Origin of the sequence: Bifidobacterium sp. (genome assembly GCF_050874245.1) — a bacterium.
GTDB lineage: Bacteria > Actinomycetota > Actinomycetes > Actinomycetales > Bifidobacteriaceae > Bifidobacterium.
Window position 1 is genome coordinate 1 of record NZ_JBNMKH010000002.1, and the last position, 24367, is coordinate 24367.

Annotated in this window: 20 protein-coding genes; 4 read left to right on the top strand and 16 right to left on the bottom strand. The window is 61.4% G+C overall.

Translation table 11 applies throughout. From position 1 onward, the window contains the following. Positions 1–113: 113 nt before the first annotated feature. From ACR0P8_RS00365 to leuA, 3 genes are all read right to left on the bottom strand, one after another. A complete protein-coding gene (locus tag ACR0P8_RS00365; protein ID WP_432622599.1) occupies positions 114–1187 on the bottom strand; it encodes a LacI family DNA-binding transcriptional regulator in 1074 nt (357 codons plus the stop codon). A 35-nt stretch (positions 1188–1222) separates the two neighbouring features. After that, positions 1223–3352, bottom strand: a complete 2130-nt coding sequence (locus ACR0P8_RS00370) for a family 43 glycosylhydrolase (protein ID WP_432622601.1) — start codon at positions 3350–3352, stop codon at positions 1223–1225. A 194-nt stretch (positions 3353–3546) separates the two neighbouring features. Then, positions 3547–5457 (bottom strand): 2-isopropylmalate synthase, encoded by a 1911-nt coding sequence (gene leuA, locus ACR0P8_RS00375; RefSeq protein WP_432622603.1) that lies wholly within the window; start codon positions 5455–5457, stop codon positions 3547–3549. Between the two features lie 196 nt (positions 5458–5653). Here leuA and ACR0P8_RS00380 point away from each other — a divergent pair, with 196 nt between their 5' ends. Further along, positions 5654–7180 carry a metallophosphatase gene (locus ACR0P8_RS00380; protein ID WP_432622665.1) on the top strand — a complete coding sequence of 509 codons (1527 nt, stop codon included), beginning with the start codon at positions 5654–5656 and terminating at the stop codon, positions 7178–7180. A 214-nt stretch (positions 7181–7394) separates the two neighbouring features. Here the strand turns inward: ACR0P8_RS00380 and ACR0P8_RS00385 are convergent, their stop codons facing one another. Continuing rightward, entirely contained in the window at positions 7395–8027 is a 633-nt protein-coding gene (locus tag ACR0P8_RS00385) for a DUF5701 family protein (RefSeq protein WP_026646582.1), read from the bottom strand. Positions 8028–8405: 378 nt separating this feature from the next. Between ACR0P8_RS00385 and asd the strand changes: the two genes are divergently transcribed. Continuing rightward, entirely contained in the window at positions 8406–9500 is a 1095-nt protein-coding gene (gene asd, locus ACR0P8_RS00390) for an aspartate-semialdehyde dehydrogenase (RefSeq protein WP_026646583.1), read from the top strand. A 186-nt stretch (positions 9501–9686) separates the two neighbouring features. Here the strand turns inward: asd and ACR0P8_RS00395 are convergent, their stop codons facing one another. The 4 genes from ACR0P8_RS00395 to ACR0P8_RS00410 all read right to left on the bottom strand — a co-directional run bounded on the left by ACR0P8_RS00395 (position 9687) and on the right by ACR0P8_RS00410 (position 14575). Beyond that, a complete protein-coding gene (locus ACR0P8_RS00395) occupies positions 9687–10253 on the bottom strand; it encodes an ACT domain-containing protein (RefSeq protein WP_026646584.1) in 567 nt (188 codons plus the stop codon). Between the two features lie 76 nt (positions 10254–10329). Beyond that, positions 10330–11091: an aspartate kinase gene (locus tag ACR0P8_RS00400; RefSeq protein ID WP_432622606.1), complete on the bottom strand. Its 762-nt coding sequence runs from the start codon at positions 11089–11091 to the stop codon at positions 10330–10332. 219 nt (positions 11092–11310) lie between these two features. After that, positions 11311–11913 (bottom strand): recombination mediator RecR, encoded by a 603-nt coding sequence (gene recR, locus ACR0P8_RS00405; RefSeq protein ID WP_204442422.1) that lies wholly within the window; start codon positions 11911–11913, stop codon positions 11311–11313. A 91-nt stretch (positions 11914–12004) separates the two neighbouring features. Then, the gene (locus ACR0P8_RS00410) at positions 12005–14575 is read right to left on the bottom strand and encodes a DNA polymerase III subunit gamma and tau (RefSeq protein WP_432622608.1); all 2571 of its coding nucleotides are present in this window, start codon (positions 14573–14575) and stop codon (positions 12005–12007) included. 207 nt (positions 14576–14782) lie between these two features. On the opposite strand from ACR0P8_RS00410, the gene ACR0P8_RS00415 reads away from it, so the two are divergent. After that, positions 14783–15379 (top strand): TetR/AcrR family transcriptional regulator, encoded by a 597-nt coding sequence (locus ACR0P8_RS00415; RefSeq protein ID WP_432622610.1) that lies wholly within the window; start codon positions 14783–14785, stop codon positions 15377–15379. Between the two features lie 21 nt (positions 15380–15400). Here the strand turns inward: ACR0P8_RS00415 and ACR0P8_RS00420 are convergent, their stop codons facing one another. From ACR0P8_RS00420 to ACR0P8_RS00455, 8 genes are all read right to left on the bottom strand, one after another. Continuing rightward, a complete protein-coding gene (locus ACR0P8_RS00420) occupies positions 15401–16549 on the bottom strand; it encodes a diacylglycerol/lipid kinase family protein (protein ID WP_432622612.1) in 1149 nt (382 codons plus the stop codon). A gap of 128 nt (positions 16550–16677) precedes the next feature. Next, positions 16678–17046, bottom strand: coding sequence for an Rv3654c family TadE-like protein (locus ACR0P8_RS00425; protein WP_432622614.1), 369 nt, complete (start codon positions 17044–17046; stop codon positions 16678–16680). Positions 17047–17122: 76 nt separating this feature from the next. Then, the gene (locus ACR0P8_RS00430; RefSeq protein ID WP_432622616.1) at positions 17123–17488 is read right to left on the bottom strand and encodes a TadE family type IV pilus minor pilin; all 366 of its coding nucleotides are present in this window, start codon (positions 17486–17488) and stop codon (positions 17123–17125) included. A 3-nt stretch (positions 17489–17491) separates the two neighbouring features. Beyond that, positions 17492–17752, bottom strand: a complete 261-nt coding sequence (locus ACR0P8_RS00435) for a DUF4244 domain-containing protein (protein ID WP_432622667.1) — start codon at positions 17750–17752, stop codon at positions 17492–17494. A gap of 323 nt (positions 17753–18075) precedes the next feature. Further along, positions 18076–18597 carry a type II secretion system F family protein gene (locus tag ACR0P8_RS00440; protein ID WP_432622618.1) on the bottom strand — a complete coding sequence of 174 codons (522 nt, stop codon included), beginning with the start codon at positions 18595–18597 and terminating at the stop codon, positions 18076–18078. After that, positions 18594–19358, bottom strand: a complete 765-nt coding sequence (locus tag ACR0P8_RS00445; protein ID WP_432622620.1) for a type II secretion system F family protein — start codon at positions 19356–19358, stop codon at positions 18594–18596. Before ACR0P8_RS00445 ends, ACR0P8_RS00440 begins: the two co-directional genes overlap by 4 nt. Further along, a complete protein-coding gene (locus ACR0P8_RS00450) occupies positions 19358–20347 on the bottom strand; it encodes a CpaF family protein (protein ID WP_432622622.1) in 990 nt (329 codons plus the stop codon). The genes ACR0P8_RS00445 and ACR0P8_RS00450 overlap by 1 nt, the downstream gene beginning before the upstream one ends. Then, on the bottom strand, positions 20328–21407 hold the full coding sequence (locus tag ACR0P8_RS00455; RefSeq protein WP_432622624.1) for an ATPase: 1080 nt from the start codon (positions 21405–21407) through the stop codon (positions 20328–20330). The genes ACR0P8_RS00450 and ACR0P8_RS00455 overlap by 20 nt, the downstream gene beginning before the upstream one ends. A gap of 630 nt (positions 21408–22037) precedes the next feature. Here ACR0P8_RS00455 and ACR0P8_RS00460 point away from each other — a divergent pair. Beyond that, positions 22038–24272, top strand: coding sequence for an RNA degradosome polyphosphate kinase (locus tag ACR0P8_RS00460; protein ID WP_432622626.1), 2235 nt, complete (start codon positions 22038–22040; stop codon positions 24270–24272). The last annotated feature ends 95 nt before the right edge of the window (positions 24273–24367 follow it).

Here is a 24367-nt window from a genome sequence, read left to right on the forward strand (position 1 = left end):
AGCTTACGGTCTCACATCCATGCCCGCCGGCGACACCTCTGGGACAGTCAATCCCGACGAGATGCGGAAGGCAGCCGAGTCCAAAAGAGCTGACGAGGGCATCAGCCGAACGCTCAAACAACGAGGGCGTCGACGGGAAGCTTGGTGGATTGACGCACAACCAGCGACGATGAGACCTTGCGGAAGACCTTCTCCCCCGGCTTGTCGACATTCGGGTCACGGCCGTCGATACGTTCCTTGAGCACCTTCACCGACAGACGGGCGACCGCCTCAAGTCCCGGCGCAATCGACGTCAAAGCGGGCGACAAGTACTGCGAATCGTCGGAATTGTCGAAGCCGACCACGGAGATGTCGTCAGGAATGCGCAGGCCGCGCATCTGAATCGCATGCATCACGCCGGAAGCAAGCATATCGTTCAACGCGACGACGCCATCGACCTCGACGCCGGAATCCAGCAATGTATTCATGGCCCTCACACCATCGCTACGATGCCACATGCCAGATTCGACAACCAGACGATCATCGAATTCGACGCCGGCCTCCTCCAGAGCCTCAAGATAACCCTGATAGCGCAACGCGGCGGAACCGACCTTCTCACCCCGATGCACACCGACCACCGCCACATGCCGGCAACCGGTCGTCAACAGATACTGCGTGGCCCGCTTCGCACCTTCGACGTTCTCCGTGGCGATGTGGTCCACCTGGTCGGTGAAGATGCGTTCGCCGACCAGCACGAGTGGATAATCGACCTTCAGCTGCTCGACGTCATCCTGCCCAAGCTCCAAGGGGCTGTAGATCAGGCCGTCGATCATCGTCTGCTGGGCGCCATGCAGCGCTTCCAGCTCGCCGTCGCGCGAATACTGCGTCGGCTCCACGATCACGCGCAGGCCGACCTTCTTAGCCTCTTCGATGACGAGCGACGACAGTTGCGCGAAGTACGGCATCTGCAGGTCGGGAATGGCCAGACCGATGATGCCGGTCTGGCCCTTGCGCAGGTTGCGCGCCGAAACGTTCACCGTATACCCGAGTTCCGCGATGGCTTTGTTGACCTTGTCGCGAGTGGTCTGCGAGACGAATTCGTAATCGTTGACAACGTTGGAGACCGTTTTTATCGATACGCCGGCCGCTTTGGCCACCTCGCGCATGGTCACGACATGATCGCCGCTCCCCGCAGTTCGCTTCGGCATATATACCCCTCTACCCCTTCTGTCATTCAGCGAGCTCAGTCGCCCTCGCAACCGACCTCCATTGTCACTCCAGCATAGTCGGGGCCAAGCTCTTCCGCCGTCTGCATATCCAAAATGGGCATGCCTTCCTTGGACCAATGCACGCGGCGCACCTGGGCGTCACGGCCGCCGTAGCGCCCGTTCTCGTACTCGGCGTTGTGGAACACGTAGATGAGATTGCCGTCCTCGTCGTGCGACCACATGCCATGCCCCGTGCCAAGCTGCCACCGCCCGTTGTACATGCCGGACTTCTGCAGCGGATAATCGAGCTTCGTCCATGCGCCAGCATCGGTCAAATCGACGCCCTGCCCCGCCGGCGCGGTGACCAGGCCGGTCGTGTAGTCGATGCCGACCAGCGATCCCGAGTAGATCAGGAAGATCGTTCCGTCATGCACGATGGCGTTCGGCCCTTCGGCGATCATGTTGTCCCACGCGAATTCCGGCACGACGATCTGCTTCGGCTTGCTGGTGAGCTTCGCCGGATGACTCGGGTCGAAACTGGCAATCCAGATGCTGCCGACCTGCTGCCACGCATAGTACCAGCGGCCGGAATCATGCAGGACGGTCATGTCGAGCGAGATGCGCTGAATCGGGTTGAGCATCTCTCCATCCGGGTCGAGGATGGGTTCGGGCGTCGTCCAATTCTCCGGCACGCGCGGATCGAAATCGGTGCCGTCGGAATGCTGCTTGAGCTGCATGATATGGCAGCTGCCGGTCCACATGTCCGGCTTGCCGGCACGGTCGTTGGGGGTGCCGTCGGGATTGTCGGTCGACCCGTCGAAGCAGGGCATGAACAGGATCGACAGCTTGCCTCCGATCACATGCAGTTCCGGCGCCCAGAAGCATCCGGTCATCGGACGTCCTTCGGTGTTGAGGTCGCCGCATTTGAGCAGATCGATCTCCTCGGCGCGGCCGCCGGCGGCGTCGGAAAGCGCTTCGATGGAGTCGGCCACGCGCAGCGGCATGTGGGTCCTGCCATCGTTCGGATCCACGCAATTGCCGTCGGTGTCATCGGTGGCGATGAACATGAACATCGGCTTGCCGTTGAAATTCCACGCGAACACCGACGGGTCGGCGCGTTCCACCGCGAACGGCACCGGATAGACGGTCTGGCGGACCACGCCTTCGACGGTGCGGGTCTGGCCGGCCTTGAAGGTTCCTTCGGCCGCCTCTTGGGCGATGGCCTCAAGCTGGTCCGTGTTCCAATCCACCGCACGCGTAGCTTGCGAACCGTCGCTGTAGGACAGTTCCGCACGGGTCTTGGCCAAAGCCATGACCGCGTTCCGGGCATCCTCGCCATGCAGGCCGGCAGCGACGCGCTGAGCAGGCACGGACGCGCCGGTATTGCGGATGCGTCCGAATCGCTCCATGAGACGTTCGGCCTCCGCCTCGCTGATGGCGATGCTGTTGCCGATGACGGCGTTCGGAATGCCGAAATCGCCAGACTGGCGCTGCGGCAACGATTCAGTAGATTTAGTAGATCCAGTCGATTCCGCAACATCGAGCGGCTTGCCGGAACCGGCGACGGCGACGATATCGGCTGTCCACGCGTTGTACGTTTTGCCGTCATCGCCGGTCCAGGACACGACGTAGCGCCCGTTTTCGGCGTCGAAGACAACGGAAGGACGATTGACCCCGCCGACGGTGCGCAGCAGCACCAATCCCAGCTGGTCAAACGCCGTCAAATCCTTGCTGACGGCCAGCAGGAACGCCGAACGCTCGGAACCGTCCGGATCGCCGCCGCGGGCTGTGCGGGTCGCGGCAACGGCGAATCGACCGTCCGCAAGACGGAACAGGAATGGGTTCTTCAACGATTTCAACGTGATATCCATGCCAGGCATGACAACGCCGTGGGCAACGGCGTCCGTTGCCGGGCGCGGCGCATCGAACGGGTCGTCGGCGAAGCGTGCCGCGGCCGTGCATGCACGACGGGATTCCGCGGTCGCGGCCGCGATCGGCACGCCGGCGGCGAAGAAGATGCCGTAGTTCTCGTTAAGTGGCTGCCACTCGGCATCGTCGCCGGAGCGTAGCGCCAGATGCATGCTGTAGGCGATGTCCTCGTTGTTCGCCTCTTCGCGTCCAGTGGCTTCACGCGTATAGCACAGCAGGGAATAATTGACCGACATGGGAGATCCTTCGGTTGGCGGATACGTGATTTACAACGATGTACTATACCGTGTTTTACATCGTTGTACAACTTAGTGTGGCGCTACATGCGACGATATACTGCGGCAATATACAACAAGGGGCTTTCCGGTTGATCCGGAAAGCCCCTTGCAATCACATATGGGCGCACACCCGCTCAACGCGGGTGACTCAATCAGCGCTCGGAACGGTTGATGGCCGAGATGATGGCCTTCAGCGAGCTGGTGACGATGGAGGTGTCGATGCCGACGCCCCACACGATGCTCGCATCATCCTCTTCGCCGATCTGGCATTCCACGTAGGAGGCGGCCATGGCGTCGGTGCCGACGGACATGGTGTGCTCCACGTAATCCATGACGGAAGCCTCGACGCCGAAGTTGCTCACGGCGTTGAGGAAGGCGGCGATCGGGCCGTTGCCGATGCCGGAGACCTCACGCTCAACAGGCTCGTCGACACCAACGTTCACGCCGCGGTCGAGAATGCGGGCCTTGAGCACGGTGTCGGAACCATCCTCACCGGAGGAAACGGACACCTTGAGCAGCTTCAGACGGCCCCACTGCTTCAGGGTCTCGTCCTTGCTGTCTCCGACCACGACGCCGGCTGCGGTCGCGCCGGATTCCTCGACCGGCAGGTACTCGTCCTTGAACAGGCGCCAGATGTCCTCGTCCTTGACTTCCTTCTTGGTCTCATCGGCGTAGTTCTGCACGACCTTGTCGAACTCGACCTGCAGGCGCTTCGGCAAATCGAGGTTGTGGTTGGTCTTGAGCAGGTAAGCCATACCGCCCTTGCCGGACTGGGAGTTCACGCGGATGATCGCCTCGTAGGAGCGCCCGATGTCCTTCGGATCAATCGGCAGGTACGGCACCAGCCACACGAACTTGTCCAGATCGGCGCCGGCGCGGTCGGCGGCAACCTGACGGGCCTCGAGGCCCTTCTTGATGGCGTCCTGATGGGAACCGGAGAACGCGGTGAACACGAAGTTGCCCGCATAAGGATGACGCTCGGAGATCTTGATCTGGTTGCAGTATTCGACGGTCTTGCGAATCTCCGGAACATTGGAGTAGTCGATCTGCGGATCGATGCCCTGGGTCAGCATGTTCAGACCAAGAGTGACCAGATCGACGTTGCCGGTACGCTCGCCGTTGCCCAGCAAGCAACCTTCAACGCGGTCGGCGCCGGCCAGCACGGCCAGCTCGGTGGCGGCCACGCCCATGCCCTCGTCGTTGTGCGGATGCAGGGACAGCACGATGGAATCACGGTTGTTGAGGTTGTTGGAGACGTACTCGACCTCGTCCGCGAACACGTTCGGCGTAGTCATCTCGACCGTGGCCGGCAGGTTGATGATCATCGGATGCTCAGGCGTCGGCTTGATCACGTCGGCCACGGCATTGCAGACCTCGACGGCGTACTCAGGCTCGGTGCCGGTGAAGGACTCCGGGGAGTACTCGTAGTACAGGTCGATGCCCTTGGCTTCGCTCTCAAGGCTCTTGCACAGTTCGGCGGCGTCAATGGCCAGCTTCTTGATCTCTTCCTTGTTCTTGCGGAAGACGACCTCACGCTGCAGCACGGAGACGGAATTGTAGAAATGCACGATCGCACGCTTGGCGCCCTTCAGCGCCTCGTACGTACGGCGAATCAGATGCTCACGGCACTGGGTGAGCACGACGATGGTCACATCGTCAGGAATGAGCTCGCGCTCAATCAGCATACGGATGAAGTCGAAATCGGTTTCGGAAGCCGACGGGAAGCCGACCTCGATCTCCTTGAAGCCCATCGACACCAGCAGGTTCCAGAAACGCAGCTTGCGCTCGGAATCCATCGGGTTGACGAGGGCCTGGTTGCCGTCACGAAGATCGACGGAGCACCAACGCGGTGCACGCTGCAGTCGCTTGCCCGGCCACGTACGCTCCGGGTAATCAAACGGCACCTGCTTATCGTATGCGACGTACTTGTTGTACGGCATCTTGCTGGGCTTTTGCGGAGCTCCAATGAAACGCGCCGGAGGCAGCAGCGGGTCGTTATTCCCTCCGTTGGACGCTGCGGCGACTGCCGCGAGATCGAATACTGACGATTGATCCTGACCCATCACTCCTCCTTATCTTTAGAGTCGAACCGGTTTGTGCCGATCCACATTGTTACGTGCATGTTACCTACCTGCACTGCCGCCCATACTAGCGACAACCAATCCCATATTTTGCCGGTATTTCGAGATATGACGGATTAGTTTCGATTTTCGTCTTCTTTTTTCACCCCATATCCAGATTTGCCGCATTACAGTGGGCATCATGAGCTTGCGATTCAACAGCGACGGCACGTTCCGCGTGCTGCAGATGGCCGACATCCAGGACGGACCGGACGTGCGCGAGGACACGATCCGGCTGATCGACGCCGCCATCAAGGCATCGCACCCCGATCTCATCGTGCTCACCGGCGACCAGATTCGCGGCTACGATCCCGCATACATCGACACGTTCCTGCGCCGCCGCGGCGAGCGCCCCGGCACGCACGTGCGTGCCGTCACCGAAATCGAAGCAAAGATACGCGGCATCAAACGACACCCCCTCACCAAAGCGCTGACCGGATCGCAACCAGTCGACGAACAGTGGATGATCGACGGCATCGGCACCGATTCGCCGAAACTGGTAAGGACCGAAGGACGAGTCAGCACGGTCGGCAAGCTGGAATCGTGGGCGGAATCCATCAACCGCGCCACCGCCGCGTCACTGCTCGACGGCACACGGCAGAAAGTACGAAACACGTTCTCCGCTTTTCTTGGACCGGCGTTGGAATCGCAGGTACCTTTCGCCGCGACCTACGGCAACCACGATTTCCAATGCGGCATCCTCGCCGACGAGCAGGATGACATCTACCGCGAATCCCCGGGCTGCATGAATCCCGTCGCGGGCTCGTCCCCCTTGGCACTTGAGCCAGGCACGTTCGCGATGCCAATCGAGGCGTCCGACGGTTCGGGACGTATTGCGATGAGCGTGATGATGGTCAATTCAGGCGATTACGCCGACGTTTCTCTCGACGGCGGCGCACGGCAGTCGGTCACCGAATACGCGAAGTACGCGGCGAATTCTCGCGGATGGGATCTGGCCGATTCCGACGGTTACGGCACCCCTTCTTTGGAAGCCATCGAATGGCTGAAGGACGTGCAACGCGAGCTGGGCAGACGCAATGGCGACGGGCAGGCAGTGCCGGCGATCGCCTTCCAACACATTCCGCCGCAGGAATTCTACGATTGCCTGCGCGAAGTGCCCGCCTACACGCCAAACGCCGTGGAAGGCGCGCGCACATTCGCCGGACACTGCTATGTGCTCGACCGTGACGTGTGCCGGCCCGGCTCCCGACTGGGCGAGGCGATAGGATGCGCCGACGTGAACGTGGGCGAAGTGGAGGCTCTGCGCGAGGCGGGCGGCTATTTCGCGCTGTTCTGCGGGCACGACCACAAGAATTCGTTCGTCGGGCACGTGCATGACATCGACCTGGGGTATGCGCCGACTTGCGGATTCGAATGCTACGGACCAAAATCACGGTTCCGCGGCATCCGACTATTCGAATTCCGTGAAAGCAATCCGATGGCCTACGTGACGCGCATGCTGACGTGGGGCGATCTGGTCGGCCGTTATTCCAGCAACGAGATGCGCGTGTTCTTTGAGGACCATTGCGTGACCGACCTCATCGGCGTGCGCAACGAGCTGCGTCGGCCGCAGGTCAGCGCCACACTGCTGGGCGCGGGCGCGGTGACCTGCGGTGCGATCGGATACGCGGTACGGGGGCTGCTGCGCGGTCACGGCAGGCAATAACTATTCAGCCACGCATCGCGCTTTTCCTGCTTGATGCCCGGATTTCCCTTGTATTCGGATTTCCACAGGAGCCACACGTGCACTCAGCGCGACGACCGTTACAGCGAGAGCATGTTTATTCATTGGGAAGATACGCGTTGACACGAGCCACTCTTGCCGCCATCATCATTCACGACAGTAATGGCGGCATCTCAACCCGTACGGTGACCACTGGTCAGCGGAACAGGCTCACACCGCGTCTCGCCATGCAATAGGCGTTGCCCAACCATGTGTGTCTGGAATTCGGCCACACCGCACCCAATCGCGGCGCGTTCTGGCTCATCCAGATACTGGGCACGCGACCATCGGCGGAACGCGAGCCAAGCAGATTGAAGCCGTTCTTCTCCAGCAACCATTCCGGATGTTGCGTGGCGATCGCAAGCCCCTCCTCCAAAGTGAGCGGCAGCCGCTCGTCGGAATCGATCAGCTTGCGGGCCACATCCGGCTCACGATTGATATAGCAGGTGCCAGTATGCGGCTCAACCACCAGGTAGAAAGGGCCCTCCGGCGGCTCGAAGCCGTCCTGCGGAAGGAAACTGGCGATGTCACGCGGCGGCATGGTGGTGAAGCCAGCCATGCGGTTGATGGAAGTACGGGCAATCAACGATTCGGGCGACACCAGTTCGCGCGTGGGAACCAGCAGAATACGCGTATCCAATCCGGCCTCATCGCCGCAATCCTCCAACGCACGGATAAGCGGACGTGCAAGCGCGCGGAACGCGGCAGCCGACATATCGGCCACGTCCGGATAGCCCAACGCCACGATACGGTCCAGCTGCTTCTGCGCTTCTTCTGATGCCTTCGACATGCCTACCAGTGTACGCGGGCGCGTGCTTTTCCCGGTATCGGCAACGTATTGCCATCACCACATTGCCGTCGTACCGTGTTTGTCCGATTCTGGGGAAACGGACAAACACGCACCCAAAATCGCACCATAAATGTCCGATTCCCCAGAAACGGACATTCAGGCGTTCCGAATCGCACTGCGAATGTCCGAATCGCCAGAATCGGACGGACCAGCGGGCGGACCAGCATACGGATAGCGGGAACGGCTTGACGGCACGTTTTCATAGAATTGAACAACGCGTGTGGCCGCCCACGAAGTCGTTTGGGGCCGGCTGGTCGACCTCAAGCGTGAATCAATCGAATTTGCAGAGCAATTCCGTCATGTAAGCGAGAGGTTGTTATGTCCGAAAAGATCAAAGTCGGCATTCTCGGAGCCACCGGCATGGTCGGACAGCGTTTCGTCACGCTGCTCGAAAACCATCCGTGGTTCGAACTGGTCACCCTTGCCGCGTCCGCGCACAGCGCCGGCAAGACCTACGAGGAAGCCATCGGCGGCCGCTGGAAGATGGAAACCCCCATGCCCGAGTTCGTCAAGAACATGGTGGTCAAGAACGTGGCCGATGTCGAAGACGTGGTCAAGGACGTCGACTTCGTGTTCTCCGCGGTGAACATGCCGAAGGACGAGATCCGCGCCATCGAAGAGGAATACGCGAAGACCGAAACCCCGGTCGTGTCCAACAACAGCGCCCATCGCTGGACGCCGGACGTGCCGATGGTCGTGCCGGAGATCAACCCGGAGCACTACGAGGTCATTGAGCATCAGCGCAAGCGTCTCGGCACCAAGCACGGTTTCATCGCTGTCAAGCCGAACTGCTCCATCCAGGCATACACCCCCGCCTTGGCCGCATGGAAGGAATTCGAGCCGCATGAGGTGGTCGTGAGCACCTACCAGGCCATCTCCGGCGCCGGCAAGACGTTCAAGGACTGGCCGGAAATGGTGGGCAACATCATTCCGTTCATCTCCGGCGAAGAGGCGAAGTCCGAGAAGGAGCCGCTGAAGGTGTTCGGCCATGTGGACGAGGCCAAGGGCGAGATCGTGCCGTTCGACGGCCCGCTGCGCATCACCTCCCAGTGCATCCGTGTGCCCGTGCTCAACGGCCACACCGCCACCGTGTTCATCAACTTCGGTAAGAACCCCACCAAGGACGAGCTGATCGACCGTCTGGTCAACTACACCAGCAAGGCCGCCGAAATCGGTCTGCCGCACGCTCCGAAGCACTTCATCCAGTACCTGACCGAGGACGATCGCCCGCAGGTGCTCAAGGACGTGGACTACGAGGGTGGCATGGGCGTTTCCATCGGACGTCTGCGCGAGGATTCCATCTTCGACTGGAAGTTCGTGGGATTGGCGCACAACACCCTGCGCGGTGCCGCCGGCGGCGCGCTGGAAAGCGCCGAAATGCTCAAGGCGCTGGGCTACATCACCAAGAAGTGACGTGACGGCTGCCGGCAGCCGCAACTAAGCCGCGCAACCAAAACGCCTATCCAAACGCAAGGCCGACTCTTCGGGGTCGGCCTTTCTGCTATGCACCGGCAACTCATGCCAATGCAAAAAGAGAACGGAAAAAAGGGAGCGCAGCCGTACAGACCACGCTCCCTTGAAATGCTGGAATCGCCGGAATCAGCGACCGGTGCCGCCGTACACCACGGCCTCCACCTGGTCGGCATCCAAGCCGTAGGCGGTGTGCAGCGCCTTGACGGCGTCGTTGAGCTGCTCGAGCGGCACGAGCGCGGCGATGCGGATCTCGGACGTGGAGATCATCAGCACGTTCACGCCCTTTTCGCTCAGCGCGTTGAAGAATTTCGCAGCCAGACCGGAGTGGGTCTTCATGCCCACGCCGACCACGGCCACCTTGCCGACGTTCGGGTCGATATCAAAGGACTGGTAGCCCAGCTCGGCCTGCTTCTCCTGCAGCACCTCCTGGACCTTGGAGGCGGCGGCGCCCGGCACGGTGAAGGAGATGTCGGCAGTGCCGGTGGAGGCGGAGGCCTGCACGATCATGTCCACGTTCACGCCGGCTTCGGCCAGCATGGTGAACACCTTGGCCGCCATGCCCGGCTCATTCGGCACGCGGCGCACGGTGGCCAGCGATTCGGTGCTGTCGTGCGCGACACCGGAGATGATCGGCACTTCCGGACCCAGATCGGGGAACAGGTCGCCCATGGACTGGTTGTTGTTTTCGCTCATGTTCTTACCTTCGTTTGTAAAGTCTTGCGATTGTTATCGTTTTACGATTTCTGCGATTACGCGCTCCGGCCGGCCCTCAGATGTTCGGCAGCGTGCGCGGATCGACGCCTTCCGGCACGATCAGCGTGCCGCGACGATGAGAGAAGGAGCTGCGCACGTGCAGCGGCATGCCAAATCGCTGCGCGTATTCCACGCAGCGCAGCGCCAGTACCTTGGAACCGCAGGAAGACATTTCCAGCATCGATTCGTAGTCGATGACGGGAATGCGGCGGGCGGTCGGCACGATACGCGGATCGGCAGTGAACACACCGTCGACGTCAGTGTAAATCTCGCAGATATCGGCATGCAGAGCCACGGCAAGCGCGACGGCGGAAGTATCGGAGCCGCCACGGCCAAGCGTGGTGGCGTCGCCGCCTTCGTTCACGCCCTGGAAACCGGCCACGATGGCCACAGAACCCTTGTCCAGCGCATGACGGACGCGGTCAGGCTTCACAGCCTTGATATGCGCGGTGCCGAACTGCGCGTCGGTCATGAAACCGGCCTGGGAGCCGGTGAACGAGTACGCATGGGAGCCGGCCGCATGAATCGCCATAGCGAGCAAACTCATCGAAATACGCTCGCCTGCGGTCATCAGCATATCCATCTCGCGCGCCGGCGGGTTGGAATCGATGCTGAGCGCCTGATCGATCAGGTCGTCGGTGGTGTCTCCCATGGCGGAGACCACGACGGCCACGTCATTGCCGGCGTTCTTCGTTTCGATGATGCGTCGGGCCACGCGCTTGATCGATTCTGGGTCGGCTACGGAAGAGCCGCCAAACTTCTGCACGATGAGAGCCACAACTTATCCAATCTTCTTCAACGTATCGCCTGCCTGTTTTGGCAGACGGCACCCATTATAGGAAAAGTCCGATTTGTCAAGTCAAACCGCGCCCAGCATACGGAATACGCGCCGGCCCGACTCGCCTCTTTTGGGGCGGTTTCTGGCGGTTCCCGACAGTTCCGGAAGACCATCCCATAGCTCGACGAACTTCGCCGGCAGATCGAAAAAGACGTCGGTTCAAACGGCACGACGGCCGGCAAGCGCCCTACCCAGTGTGATCTCATCGGCGTATTCGAGGTCTCCGCCCACAGGCAAACCGCTGGCGAGGCGCGTCACCTTGATATCGGTCTGGCTGAGCAACTGCGAGAGGAAGCTGGTGGTGGCCTCGCCCTCCACGTTCGGGTTGAGCGCGAGGATCACCTCCTTGACTTCGTCGTCCTTGAGCCGTTCGATGAGCTTCGCTATGTTGAGGTCGCTTGGCTGGATGTTGGCCATCGGATTGATGACTCCGCCGAGCACGTGGTACATGCCACGATATTCGCGGGTGCGTTCGATGCTCATCACGTCCTTCGGCTCCTCGACCACACAGATCACGCTATGGTCACGGCGCGGATCGGCGCACACCGGACATGGGCTGGTTTCGCACACGTTGCCGCAGATATCGCAGAACCGCACTTTTTCCTTGACTTCCGTTATGGCGTCGATGAGTTCCTGCGATTCCTCGTCGGAGGCGTTGAGCAAATGGAAGGCGATGCGCTGCGCGCCTTTCGGACCGATGCCGGGCAAGTGCCCGAACGCATCGATGAGTCGTTGGATGGCACCGTCATAGGCCAAGGCCATGGTTGTTCACACCTTTCTGGTTCACGCCTTTCATTTGGCATGGTTCCACTGTCGTTCCGCGTTTACTCCGCAACGTGAAGAGACGTGCAGGCTAGTCGTCGAGGGTCTTTTTCACCTGCATGTTACGCGGATTGTGAGGATCGTCCGCGGCGAATTCCTCCACCTTCTTCACTTCGAACAATCTGCTGAGATCGTTCACGTCCAGCGCGTCGGAAGCGCCGATGGATTCGTCGCTCATGGAGTATTCGTCATCCTCCGGGGCGACTTCGGGTTCCGGAGGGCCTGCCATCACCGGTGTGGGCGCACCCCAGGGATCGTTGGAATAATCGGCTTGCCCTGCCTGCGATTGCGCTGGCTGAGGCTGGCGCTGCGATTGCTGGGCAAGTGCGCGCGGACGAGCGCTTGGCTGTTCCGTCGGCGATGCCGCCTGCAGCGCGGATGGAGTCGAGGACGGGTTCTCAGGCGACGGCGTGGATGACGGTGCGGGCAACGGCGTGGCCCACGGGTCGGTGTCGTCGCTCATATCCGGCACGGCCACGTGTTTTTGATGGCGTTCCGGCGATTTCACATTATTGGCCGCATTGGATGCCGCTTCGGCGATTGTGGTCTGCTGCATAGGAGCGCCCCACGGATCGTCGTCCATCGTTTCCAGCTGGTCCGGCTGGGCTTTTCCTCCGGACAGCGGAATCGCCCATGGATCGTCATCGGCGAATCCGTTCCCCGCACCGGCGGAGGCGGCTCGATGGTCCTCTCCGTCGGAGGCGTCGGCGGAATCGCCGGCATCGCCCGATTCTCGGAATTCCGGCTGGGACTGTCCTTTGCCGGGCACCTCCATGTCGGATGCCTTGCCGAGATTCGCGGCCAGCAGCGTGGCCGTCTTCAACTGCTCCTGCGCCAGCTGGGCGTTGATCTTGCTCTGCTCCTCCAAGCTGAGCTTGCTCCACGGCACCGCCGTGGAACCGTCCGCGAGCTTCTTGGCTGGGGCGAGCGTGATGCCGGGGCCGAACACCTTGTGCACCTCGCCACGCACTATCTGGACCACGTTCGTGGTGCCATCGACCGATTCCTTGGCCACAGCCTTGGCGAACGCGTATTTGCTCAACGGCTTGTCGAATTTGATCCACAGACGACCCTTGCCGCTTTCCAGCATCACGCGCGGCACCTTTTCGCGGTCCACGTAGCGGCGGACGTCCTCGGGCAGTCCGGCGACGAGCGCATCCCACTTCTGGTCGGGGGTGCGATCGTCCGACATCGTCGTCCGGGCTTTGGCCGATTCGGCCAATCCGGCTGTTTCTGCGACATCCTGTGTCGTTTCGCCCATCGCCTGCTGCACTTGGGCCAGCACGGAAGCCGTTCCGGAAACGACGGCGTCGGCCGGATTCACCGGTGCCGACGATGGCGCAGCATGCCTGCCCTGTTCCTGTGACTGCGCGGCGTATCTGCGCGAACCGGTCGCACGCGGACGTTGCGAACCCGTCGAAGTGGCCGCAGGCGCGGACGCTGCCACCGCAGGCATGCCGGAGGATAGAGCGTCGGAGACGGCGATGGCCGTCTCCGTCTCGCGGCCGGCAAGCAGGCGCGCGGCCAACAGTTCCAATCGCATACGCGGGGAAATCGCACCGTTCATGTTGGCCAGCGTTGCATTGACCGTGTCCGCCATCTGCGTAAGCGCCGCCAATCCCAATGCGGAGGCCTGACGGTGCAGATCGTCCATGTTCTCGGCAGCCGTGTCATCGGAAAGCACGCTTTCCGCGCGTTCACCGCCCAAAGTGAGCACTAGCAGGTCACGCACGCGGGCCAGCAGGTCCTCCACGAAGCGACGGGGATCGAATCCGCCGACCACGACCTTCTGAATCACGCCATACAGCGCCTCGCCGTTCTTGTCGGCGACCGCATCAATCGCCTCACCGATCAGCCCATCCGGCGTGAAACCCAGCAACGCGACCGCGGAATCGTATGCAATCTTGCCGTCGACGGCACCCACCATCAACTGGTCGAGCACGGACAGCGTGTCGCGTACGGAACCGCCGCCGGCGCGCATGGCCAGGCGCAGCACGCCCTGCTCGGCCTCGATATGCTCGTCCGCGCAGATTTTCTCCAGATATGGTCCCATGACCTCCTGCGGCACCAGACGGAACGGGTAATGGTGGGTACGGGAGCGGATGGTGCCGATCACCTTGTCAGGCTCAGTGGTGGCGAAGATGAACATGACGTGTTCCGGCGGCTCCTCCACGATTTTCAGGAGCGCGTTGAAGCCCTGCGGCGTGACCATGTGGGCCTCGTCAAGGATGAAGATCTTGTAACGGTCGCGGGCGGGCGCGAAACCGGCACGCTCGCGCAGTTCGCGGGCGTCGTCCACGCCGTTGTGCGATGCGGCGTCGATTTCCACCACGTCGATGGAACCGGGACCGCCGGTGGCGAGGTCGCGACAGCTTTCGCATTCGCCGCACGGATGCGAGGTCGGGCCCTTGGCGCAGTTGACGCAACGCGCCAAAATACGGGCGGAACTCGTTTTGCCGCAACCGCGCGGGCCGGAGAACAGATAGGCGTGCGTAAGCTTGTTCTCATCAAGCGCCCTCATCAGCGGAACCGTGACCTGGTCCTGTCCGATCACGCCATCGAACGTGTCGGGACGATACCTTCTATACAGTGCCAGTGCCATCGCAATAATCCTTCCGCCGTAGTGTTCTAAGGGTACTGATGAATTACGACACGTCCGCCAGTCGGAACGCGCCAACACCCGACCAACACAGCAGGTTTGTCGCGTGTCAGTCGGATCCGTGGCCGACTTAGCCGGTAATCTGGGAGACAAGTGCGTAAAACTCCATGTCGTGTCAGCCGGATGCCAATGGGGGATTGGAGGAGAGCCATGGCCGAAACAGCCAAAACAACCATGAGTGCCATCGGAGATGCCCGACGCACGCAGATCGTGCAGGCGGCCCGGACCATCTGTCTGGAAAAAGGGTTCTCGAAGATCACGATCAGCGACATAGCCGAACGCGTCGGCATGACCAGATCGCTTTTCTACCACTATTTCCAAGACAAGAACCAAGTAGCGGACGCCGTGCTCGACGATGTCATCAACGAGGTCATCGCCCGTCTGGAGGAATGGAACGAGCATCGTGAGACGGGCAACATCTCGAAGGCGCTTGATGACGTGGTGCGACTGACCCGCTCCCTCATCGCCGACGAGGGACCGTTCAGCCAGCGTCTCATCGAAGACGGCAACGCCGGCCTGTATCTTAAGTTCATCGACCGCGCGGCCGATCGCATCTCCGATTACCTGTGCGGCTCCACGGTACGCGAGTTCAAGCAGCTTCATGGCATGCCGATCACCAACGAGCACGAGACCTTCTACACGTTGATCGTCGGTCTGATCTCGCTGATCCGTCTGCACCCCGACATTGATGACGTCATAGTCAGGCAGGTCGCGGCGCAGACGCTGCATCTCGACGAATACCTGTGATCGGACGACTCGCGGGGACGGTCAGGCGAGGAATTCTCCGGTAAGCGGATCGCGGCCGTCCCGTTTGATGGCCTCAAGCACCTGATTCCCATCGTCCGCAGCCAGGCTTTCCGCCACCGCCGGAGGAACCAGCACGCGCAGCGAACGGTTCCGTACGGAGACTCTCACCGGCAGACGCCCGACATACTCACCGTCAGCCATCAGCACCGGCGGCTCGTCGCCTTCGGCGGCGCGGGTGATTTCGATGTCACGCACGCGTTTCCATCCGAAGACCCGGCTGCCCAACAGCCTACCGTCGTAGGCGCGCGACACCGCGTCCACGCATTCGGCGAAATTCGGCATATGGTCGAACCAGACCAGATCAAGAAGGCCGTCCGAGAACCGCGAATACGGCGAGACCTCGATGCCGCCGCCGATATGGCGCGAATTGGCCACGGTCAGCAACGGGGAGACGATGTCCCGCTCCTCCACGGAGCCGTCGGCCAATGTGGCCTTGACATGGTATCCGTAGCGCTTCATGTGCGTCAGCTCCACGAGCACCGCGGCGAAATACCGCAGTGAACCGTTCGGCAGATGCGAATGGTTGGCCCGGTCGTTGATGCTGGCATCCAAGCCGCATGACAGCATGCCTGCGTAGTAGCGGTCGATGCCGTCGGCTTCCGAACGCTTCGGGGATTCCGCCGAATTCCCAGTGGTATCCAATCCGTCAACGCCCGGCTCATCATCGGCATGGCCACCAGGCAAAGACTCCACAAGACCCAGATCCACATCAACATGCGTGCCCCGCACAATCGCACCGACAATGCCGTCGACGGCGGTCTCGACACGATTGACCGGCAATGCCAGCCCGCGTGCGAAGTCGTTGCCGGAGCCGATGGCCACGATACCGAGCGGCTTGCCGGAGCAGCCTACCGCATTGGCGCCAAGAGCCACCATGCCGTCACCGCCGACCGCGACCAAATAATCATATTCGTCGCTGCGGCGACGGGCGTTCGACAGGGATTCGTCGAAGCTCGCGCCGGTCACATCGATCACGTCGAAGCCATGCCTGCGCCCGGCCTCGCGCAACAAGTCGAGGACCTGCCCGCTTACCCGCGCACCCTTGCCTTTGTTCGATGTCGGATTACCGACCACGGCGACAGTCGTATTCGCATGTGACGTTTGACTCATACTTGTACGATAGCCATGACCAGCGCCACGCGCCAGAACGATGAGGCTGCCGGCGAACCCGGTCTGCGGTGACATACGACGGCGAAACCACGCATCACAGCCGTAACATAACCGACGAAGGCCATGGTCTAGCCACATGCAATTGGTCCGGCACGCGATTGACGTTCCACCCATGGTGCGAACGGCAGCTGCGTGGCCGTCCGCACCGAGACCAGCACGTCCTCGTCTTCGACGGAGCACGATCGCAGCACTGTCTCGTTGGCGGCCGCCGTACGCGAGGCGACCAAACATGGGTCGACGGCACCGTCACGCAACGAGGTCGCAGCCGCCACCGCAGCCATATCCGCCGTATTCTGCGCACGATGAGCGCAGAACAGCAGATTCGCCACCATGGCGATCGCGCCAAGCATGATCGAGGCGATTGCAATCAGCGCTACTCCGGATATGGTTCCGGAGCCTTCGTCGGCACCGGCCAGCCATCGCCTCGCATCGTTCAAGCGTTCAACAACATGTTTCACGATATGTTTCACACCTGCACATCCTTTGTGTCGGAACGATTCGGCATGCGCCTCATCAGTAGTATCTGGTTGCTTTGCCCACAACCTGGGCGGGAATCAATCCAGTCGGGTCGGACATGATGGGGCAGCGCACGGTGACGGTGACCGCATCCGTATCGTTCGTGAACGACACCGTCGATCCGTCACCGGCGACAGATTTCGCCGCGGCTACTGCCCGGCGCTCACCATCCGAGTCAATCGTCATAGCACGTGCCCCGGCGGCAGCGGCATCCTGGCAATTCATGGACACGATGGCGCCGCGTCCAAGGCACAGCACCAGCATCGCCACTACCGCCACACAGGGAAGCACCACCGCGAATTCGGCGGTGACGGCTCCACGTTCGGCCTTAACGACATGGCGCCTCCACCATCGCACGACCATGGCTTACCCCACGCTCAGCGCCTTCTTGATGATGTTGGTCAGCAGCGTCTTGACGGCATCGGATTTCACGATGGCCACCAGAACCGCGGCGAACGCCGTGGCCGCCACCAGAACCACCGCATATTCGGCGGTGACCGCGCCTTTTTCGGATTCATCGGACGGCTGCATGGACATCAGAGTGCGCATGCGCGCATCCAACAGGCAGGCCGTCCTATTGGCCCGGTCCCTGGCCGCGCCAAGTTTTCGACCCACTCGCTCCATCATTCCCGACGAGCCGTCGGCATTGATCGACATTGCGTTGTTCATGACGTTTCCTTTCTCTAATACGCGTTTCTTTTGGCACGTATCTTTTTGGTACGTGTCCGACCATCCGGCCGGATTCGTTCAGTGTCGCGCACAAGTCATCGCGTATGTCTCGTTCCCGTGGGGTTGTGGTCGGAGAATGCGGGTTATCCACACCGTCGGCGTGTCATCCACAGTTATCCACAGGCCCGCAAGGCATGCGAAAACCGAGCGACACATTCCCCGGCGAAAACACGTGATGACCGTTCATCACGGGACCCACGTCAATGCAAGATCATGCAAAATCAATGCAGGAACGACATCACAGCAGGAATCACGCCAATCGCCACAAAGGCCGGCAGCATGCACAATCCGGTCGGCAACAGAAGCCGGATCGACAGTTTCGCCGCGGATCGTTCGATCCGCGAACGCTCATCCCAGTCCAGTTGCTCAATCGCGGTTTCCAGACGATTGACGGGAGACGAGCCGCTCGACCAGGATGAGGCGAACGCGTCACGGATCACGGCAAGGTCGTTACCATCAGGCCATGCCTCATCCCAAGCGACGCCGTCCTGCAATCGTTCGCCGGCCAGACGCAGGCCGGCACCGAATTCATCGGACGCAATGTCGCCGACCGTGATCAGCGCGGTCGGAATGGATGTTCCGTGACGTATCGCCACGCCCAGCATCTCCAGTGTCAGCGGCAACGGCATGGCGCAAGGTCGTCCGCCGGAATCGGGAGGCGAACGGACCGGCGACCACTCATATAGCCATACAGCGCCTGCGGTGCATACCGCCGCCGCGACAGCCCATATTCCGTCCATCATCCTCCTTCCTGCCGCAATAGCGCACGTATCCAAACCAGACCGACGGCATAACAGCATCCCGCGAATCCAAGGCACGCCCATCCCCTGCCATCACCCAGCAGAAATCGCACGGGATGTGCGCCCATGCCTTCGCCCAACGCCACCGTCAATGCCGGCAACGCCATCAGCAGACGTGCCGTCGCCTGTGGCATGGCGTAGGCATTGGACCGCAGATCGTCCATCAATCGCTGCCGTTTCAACGATGCGGCAACCGCATCCAGGCAACGGCTCGTCTCGCAGCCAAGGGACAGGCTGAGCATGCAGACTGCATGGAGCTCCGCTCCGAGCCGTTCACGCCGTTCGGCATGACGACGGTTCCTGCAACGGCTCCGCACCGCCATGTCGATACGAAAACGGGTCAATTCAGGTACCGCGAAAGGCGCACCGTGCAACTCCTCGAACGCCTGCACCAACGAAGCCCCTCCGCGCACGGACGCCCGCAATGTGGCCACGAATGCGTCGGCACCGATGGAGGGGAGGCTGCTCGGGCTGCCATCAACGAGTTCTTTATTCTGGCCAACGTCACAATCCCGGCCGCCATCCTCATTACGGCCAATACCCGCCCCATCCTCGTGAGCTCCGCACAATGCGGTCTGGCACCAAATCAGACACCGGACCAGCAGCCGAGGAATCGGCAGATCCTCCCAGGACGCGTTCCGATTCAGCCACATCCACACGGCCATGGCCGTCAGCATCGCGGAACAGCATTCCCAGACCCCCATCACGCACTCCACCTGTCCGCGAAGTCTCTCCAATGCTGGCTGGCCCGCATCCGCCGGCCGTCCCATGCGGCCAGCAACCGCCCCCGCAACCGTCCGTCCGCCGTTTCCAACCTGCCGACCTGCGCAATGCGCCGTCTGCCACCAACGCGTTCCACGTGCATTACCACATCGAACGCGTTCTCGGCGAGCGCAGCCGTGGCCCGAGGATCCAGTCCGGCAAGCAATCCCAACGACACCAGACGCGCCGGCACCGCCTTCACCTGGTTGGCATGCAACGTGGTCATGCCGCCGCGATGTCCGGAATTCAACGCTCTCAGCAGATCCGCTATCTCGCCTCCACGGCATTCGCCGACCACCACGCGGTCCGGCCGCATGCGCAATGTAGCGGCTATCAGCGTGGGCAATCCTATGGCGCCGACGCCTTCCACATTGGCTTCGCGCGTGACCAGCGAAACATGGTTGGCATGACGGATCATGCCCAGTTCGCGCACTTCCTCGACGGTGATGATGCGCTCGTCGGGCGGGCAGAGCATCAGCATGGCCTTGAGCAGTGTGGTCTTGCCCGCTCCCGTGCCGCCGGTCACCAGCACGCTCGCCTTATTCCGCACCAAACCTTCCAGCACGGGCATCCATGCGGCCGGGAACATGGCGTTGCGCGCCAGCGATTCCAAATCAGGAGACACGGCGTTCGGCAATCGTATGCTGATGGCCGCGCCCTGCGGCACCAAAGGCGCGATAACGGCGTGCACACGCAAGCCGTCCACGGTGGATGCGTCCGCGATTGGGCGGGCGTCGTCGAGCCGTCGTCCGAGCTGTGCACATAATCGCACGGCGAAATCGCGAATCGACTTCGCGGACGGAAAGCATTCCGGAAGAGGACACGCCCGCATGCCCTGCCCCCGATCCACCCAGATCATGCCGTCGCAGGTCACCGCGATGTCCGTGACGCCCGGTTGTGAGGCGAGCGCGCTAAGGGGTCCGAGTTCCATGGTCGCCCCGCTTGCCCTCCAACGCTTCCTGCACGCCGTCCGCCAGTATGGACAGCGCCTTGGCGCTCTGCCGGTTTGGTCTGCGCAACCCAAGTCCGCCTAACAGCTCGCTGCACAATCTGGCATCCGATTTGATGACCGCTTCGACGCCACGATCGAGATAGTTTTCCGCTTCTTCGATTGTGGTCGCGCCATTGCTCCGTATGATGCCCCGCGGTTCGATGCCGACGATAAGATGCCGATCGCGGTTTTGCGGCGAATTCTTCGATTGCATGGCCGCTTTGGCTCGGGCGAGGCCCAGCACCGTCAATTCGACGACTGTGACACGTATGGCTTGGGTGAGTTCCGGCACATCCCGCAGGCCGTGCCATTGGCCGACATCCACGACCACCGCGTCCCGCACCTGCGCGAGCGCGCGAACGCACGACTGGACCTCCCATGATTGCGGATTCTCGTTTTTCCAAGGATCGCAGGCCAGTAACGGCACACCATCCCACACCGGCAGTTCCCGCACCAGCGCCTTGCCATCGATGTTGCCAAGCGGCGCGCTGACGTCTCCGAAACGAGTGCCATCCTCATTCTCCACGCCCAGCAGCACATCAAGTCCTCCGCCAGCAAGATCGGCGTCGACCAGAACGCTCTTGCATCCGCGTTCCGTCAACTCGCGGGACAGCAGAGCCGCCAAGGTGCTGGCTCCGATTCCAGCGACGGCAGCATCAACCACCACGACATTGCTCAACGTGGACGCCGATGCGGATATCCGTTCCGCTTCGGCTGATTTCGGGCGTACGGTTTCCATGCCCGTCGTCGGACTGCGAAATCCTCCCCTGCCGGATATGTCGGCCCGTTGCACAGCGGCACTGTTCGCGGCGCCGGGCGGCGTGTAGAACCGTTGGGGCGAGACCGTTCTGCGCCTGGGAATCGTCCGCACGTCATAGCTATCGGAATAGCTATCGGAATCGTCATGGAATCCGTCGGAGCGTGCGACGTGGACGTTCCGCCCGCCATTTGACGGCAGCGGCACCGGAGGAATCTGCGAAAAGGAAACTGCATTACTCATATCGCGATTGAAAAGCGCGGCCGTCATCGCACGCAAGCCAATCGTCCCCCGTGGTCGGAGAACGAGGGTTATCCACAGCGCCGGTGTGTCATCCACAGCCATCCACAACGCTACAGCCAGCCACAGCACGTCAGCACGCCGTCACTCAAAACAACGCAAAACAACAAACAACGCAAAACGAGAAGCGCACAAAAAAGGAAGACCCGCCGAAGCGGGCCTTCCTGCAAGAATCCTCGGAGCAGAATCGCTGCACAACAACATCGTCGTAACGGTAAGTCTATCCAATGCCCGTTCAACGTAACAACCATTCTCGGTCATACACACCTTGTGGGGCTCTGCTCTTCAGTTGTCCTTGTACTTCGTAATTATGCTCACCATTCCCACGGATGCAAACCGGAACCGGACAATGTTCCGTTTTTATCCAAACTGTTGTTTTGCGATCACAAGAATCGAAAAAATGGATCATCGTGTGCGAATCGAACCGCGTGTATGTTCAATCGCGTTCGTTTGGACCGAAAAAGCGGCGTGTCGACCCGGATTTCGCTCAATCAATGAACGAATGTAAACTCCGCCTTAATTTTCCTGAGTTTTGCGAGACATTCCAAGCACTTAAGGATAAAGTAGAGAACCATGGCACAGATTTTTGACGCACCCTCAAAGGCGATCCTGCGCAGCCAGATAGCTGAGCACATCGCCGAAACGGAAAAAAACGACAAGCGAGAGCTTCAAGCCGGTGAGAAGCCGCTTCCCACCGACCGCTTCTTCGACCGTGAACTCAGCTGGCTGAAGTTCAACAAGCGCGTCCTCGAACTCGCCCAGGACGAGGATCTGCCGGTCATCGAACGCGCAAGCTTCGCCGCGATCTTCGCGAACAACCTCGATGAGTTCTTCATGGTCCGTGTGGCGGGCCTGAAGCGCCGCATCGACACCGGCATCGCCGTGACCGCCGCCTCCGGACTGAGCCCGAGACAGCAGCTACGCGCCATCAGCGACGAGGCGCATCGACTGCAGGACGAGCACGCGCATTACATCATCGACCACATCCTGCCCGATCTGGCGAAGGAACAGATCGTGCTGCTGAGCTGGGACAAGCTCACCGCGGCCGAGCAGGAGCGCCTCTCGCGCTACTACCGTCAGCAGGTGTTCCCCGTCCTGACGCCGCTTGCCGTGGATCCGGCGCACCCGTTCCCGTACATCTCCGGCGGCTCGCTCAACCTCGCCGTGCTGGTGGAGAACCCGACTTCCGGCAAATCGCACTTCGCCCGCGTCAAGGTTCCTGGAAACCTGAACCGTCTCGTGCCCGTCGACGACCTGACCGAGGACGAGAGCAGCAATGTGCGCTACGGCTTCATCACCATGGAGAACCTGATCATCGCCCATCTGGAATCCCTGTTCCCGGGCATGATCATCAAGGAGGCCCGCTCCTTCCGCGTCACCCGTAACGAGGACATCGACGTGGAGGAGGACGACGCCGAGAACCTGCTCAACGCCATGGAGAAGGAGCTGCTGCGCCGCCGCTTCGGACCGCCGATCCGTCTGGAGATTTCCGACGAGACCAGCCCGTTCCTGTCCCAGCTGCTCGCCGACCAGCTGCGCGTCAGCGCCGATGAGGTCTACCGTCTGCCGGCGCCACTCGACGCGACCGTGCTGTTCGAGCTCGGCGGCATCGACCGTCCGGATCTCAAGTACCGTCCGTTCATTCCGACCACCAATCGTCAGATTGCTGAGGTCGAATCGTCCCGTGCGCAGGACATCTTCGCCGCCATCCGCGAGCGCGACATCCTGCTGCACCACCCGTACGATTCCTTCTCGACGTCCGTGCAGGCGTTCCTGGCACAGGCCGCCGCCGATCCGAAAGTGCTGGCCATCAAGCAGACGCTGTACCGTACGTCCAGCAATTCGCCGATCATCGACGCGTTGATCGATGCCGCACACGCGGGCAAGCAGGTGCTGGCACTGGTCGAGATCAAGGCGCGCTTCGATGAGGACGCCAACATCGCGTGGGCCCGCAAGCTCGAACGCGCAGGCGTGCACGTGGTGTACGGCATCGTGGGATTGAAGACCCACTGCAAGCTGAGCCTCGTAGTGCGCCAGGAAGCCGACGGACTGCGCCGCTACTGCCACGTGGGCACCGGCAACTACAATCCGAAGACCGCCCGTATCTACACCGATCTGGGTCTGCTGACCTGCGATCCGGTGGTCGGCCAGGATATGACCCGCCTGTTCAACCAGCTGTCCGGCTACGCACCGAAGTCGAGCTTCCACCGTCTGCTGGTGGCGCCGCGCACCGTGCGTTCCGGTCTGATCCAGCGTATCCGCCGCGAGGAGGACGCCGCGCGCGCCGGCAAGGAAGCGTGGATCAAGATCAAGGTCAACTCCATCGTCGATGAGAAGACCATCGACGCGCTATACCGCGCCAGCCAGGCCGGCGTGAAGATCGACATCGTCGAACGCGGCATCTGCGCGCTGAAGCCCGGCGTTCCGGGACTTTCCGAAAACATCCGCGTGCGTTCCATCCTCGGACGTTTCCTGGAGCACAGCCGCATCTACGCGTTCGCCAACTCCGACGGCCCGCAGATCGGCGAAGGCCCTGCGGCCGGCCCGGAAGTGTGGATCGGTTCCGCCGATCTGATGCACCGCAACCTCGACCGTCGAGTCGAGGCGCTGGTACGCATCGTGGCTCCGGAGCAGATCGACGAGCTCATCAAGTACGTCGATTTGCAGATGGCCGATTCCACCGCGTCGTGGCACATGCAGCCTGATGGCACCTATGTGCGCCATTGCAAGGATGAGGAGGGACGCCCGCTGGTCGACAGCCAGGAATACCTCATCAAGAAGCACACCCGTCGTCCGGCACGTCACTGACGTGAATTCACGATGAATGGCCGATCCGCGCAATCGCGCGGGTCGGCCATTGCCTTGTTACGGGTGGTGTGCATACGCATAGCTTCCGTACAGAA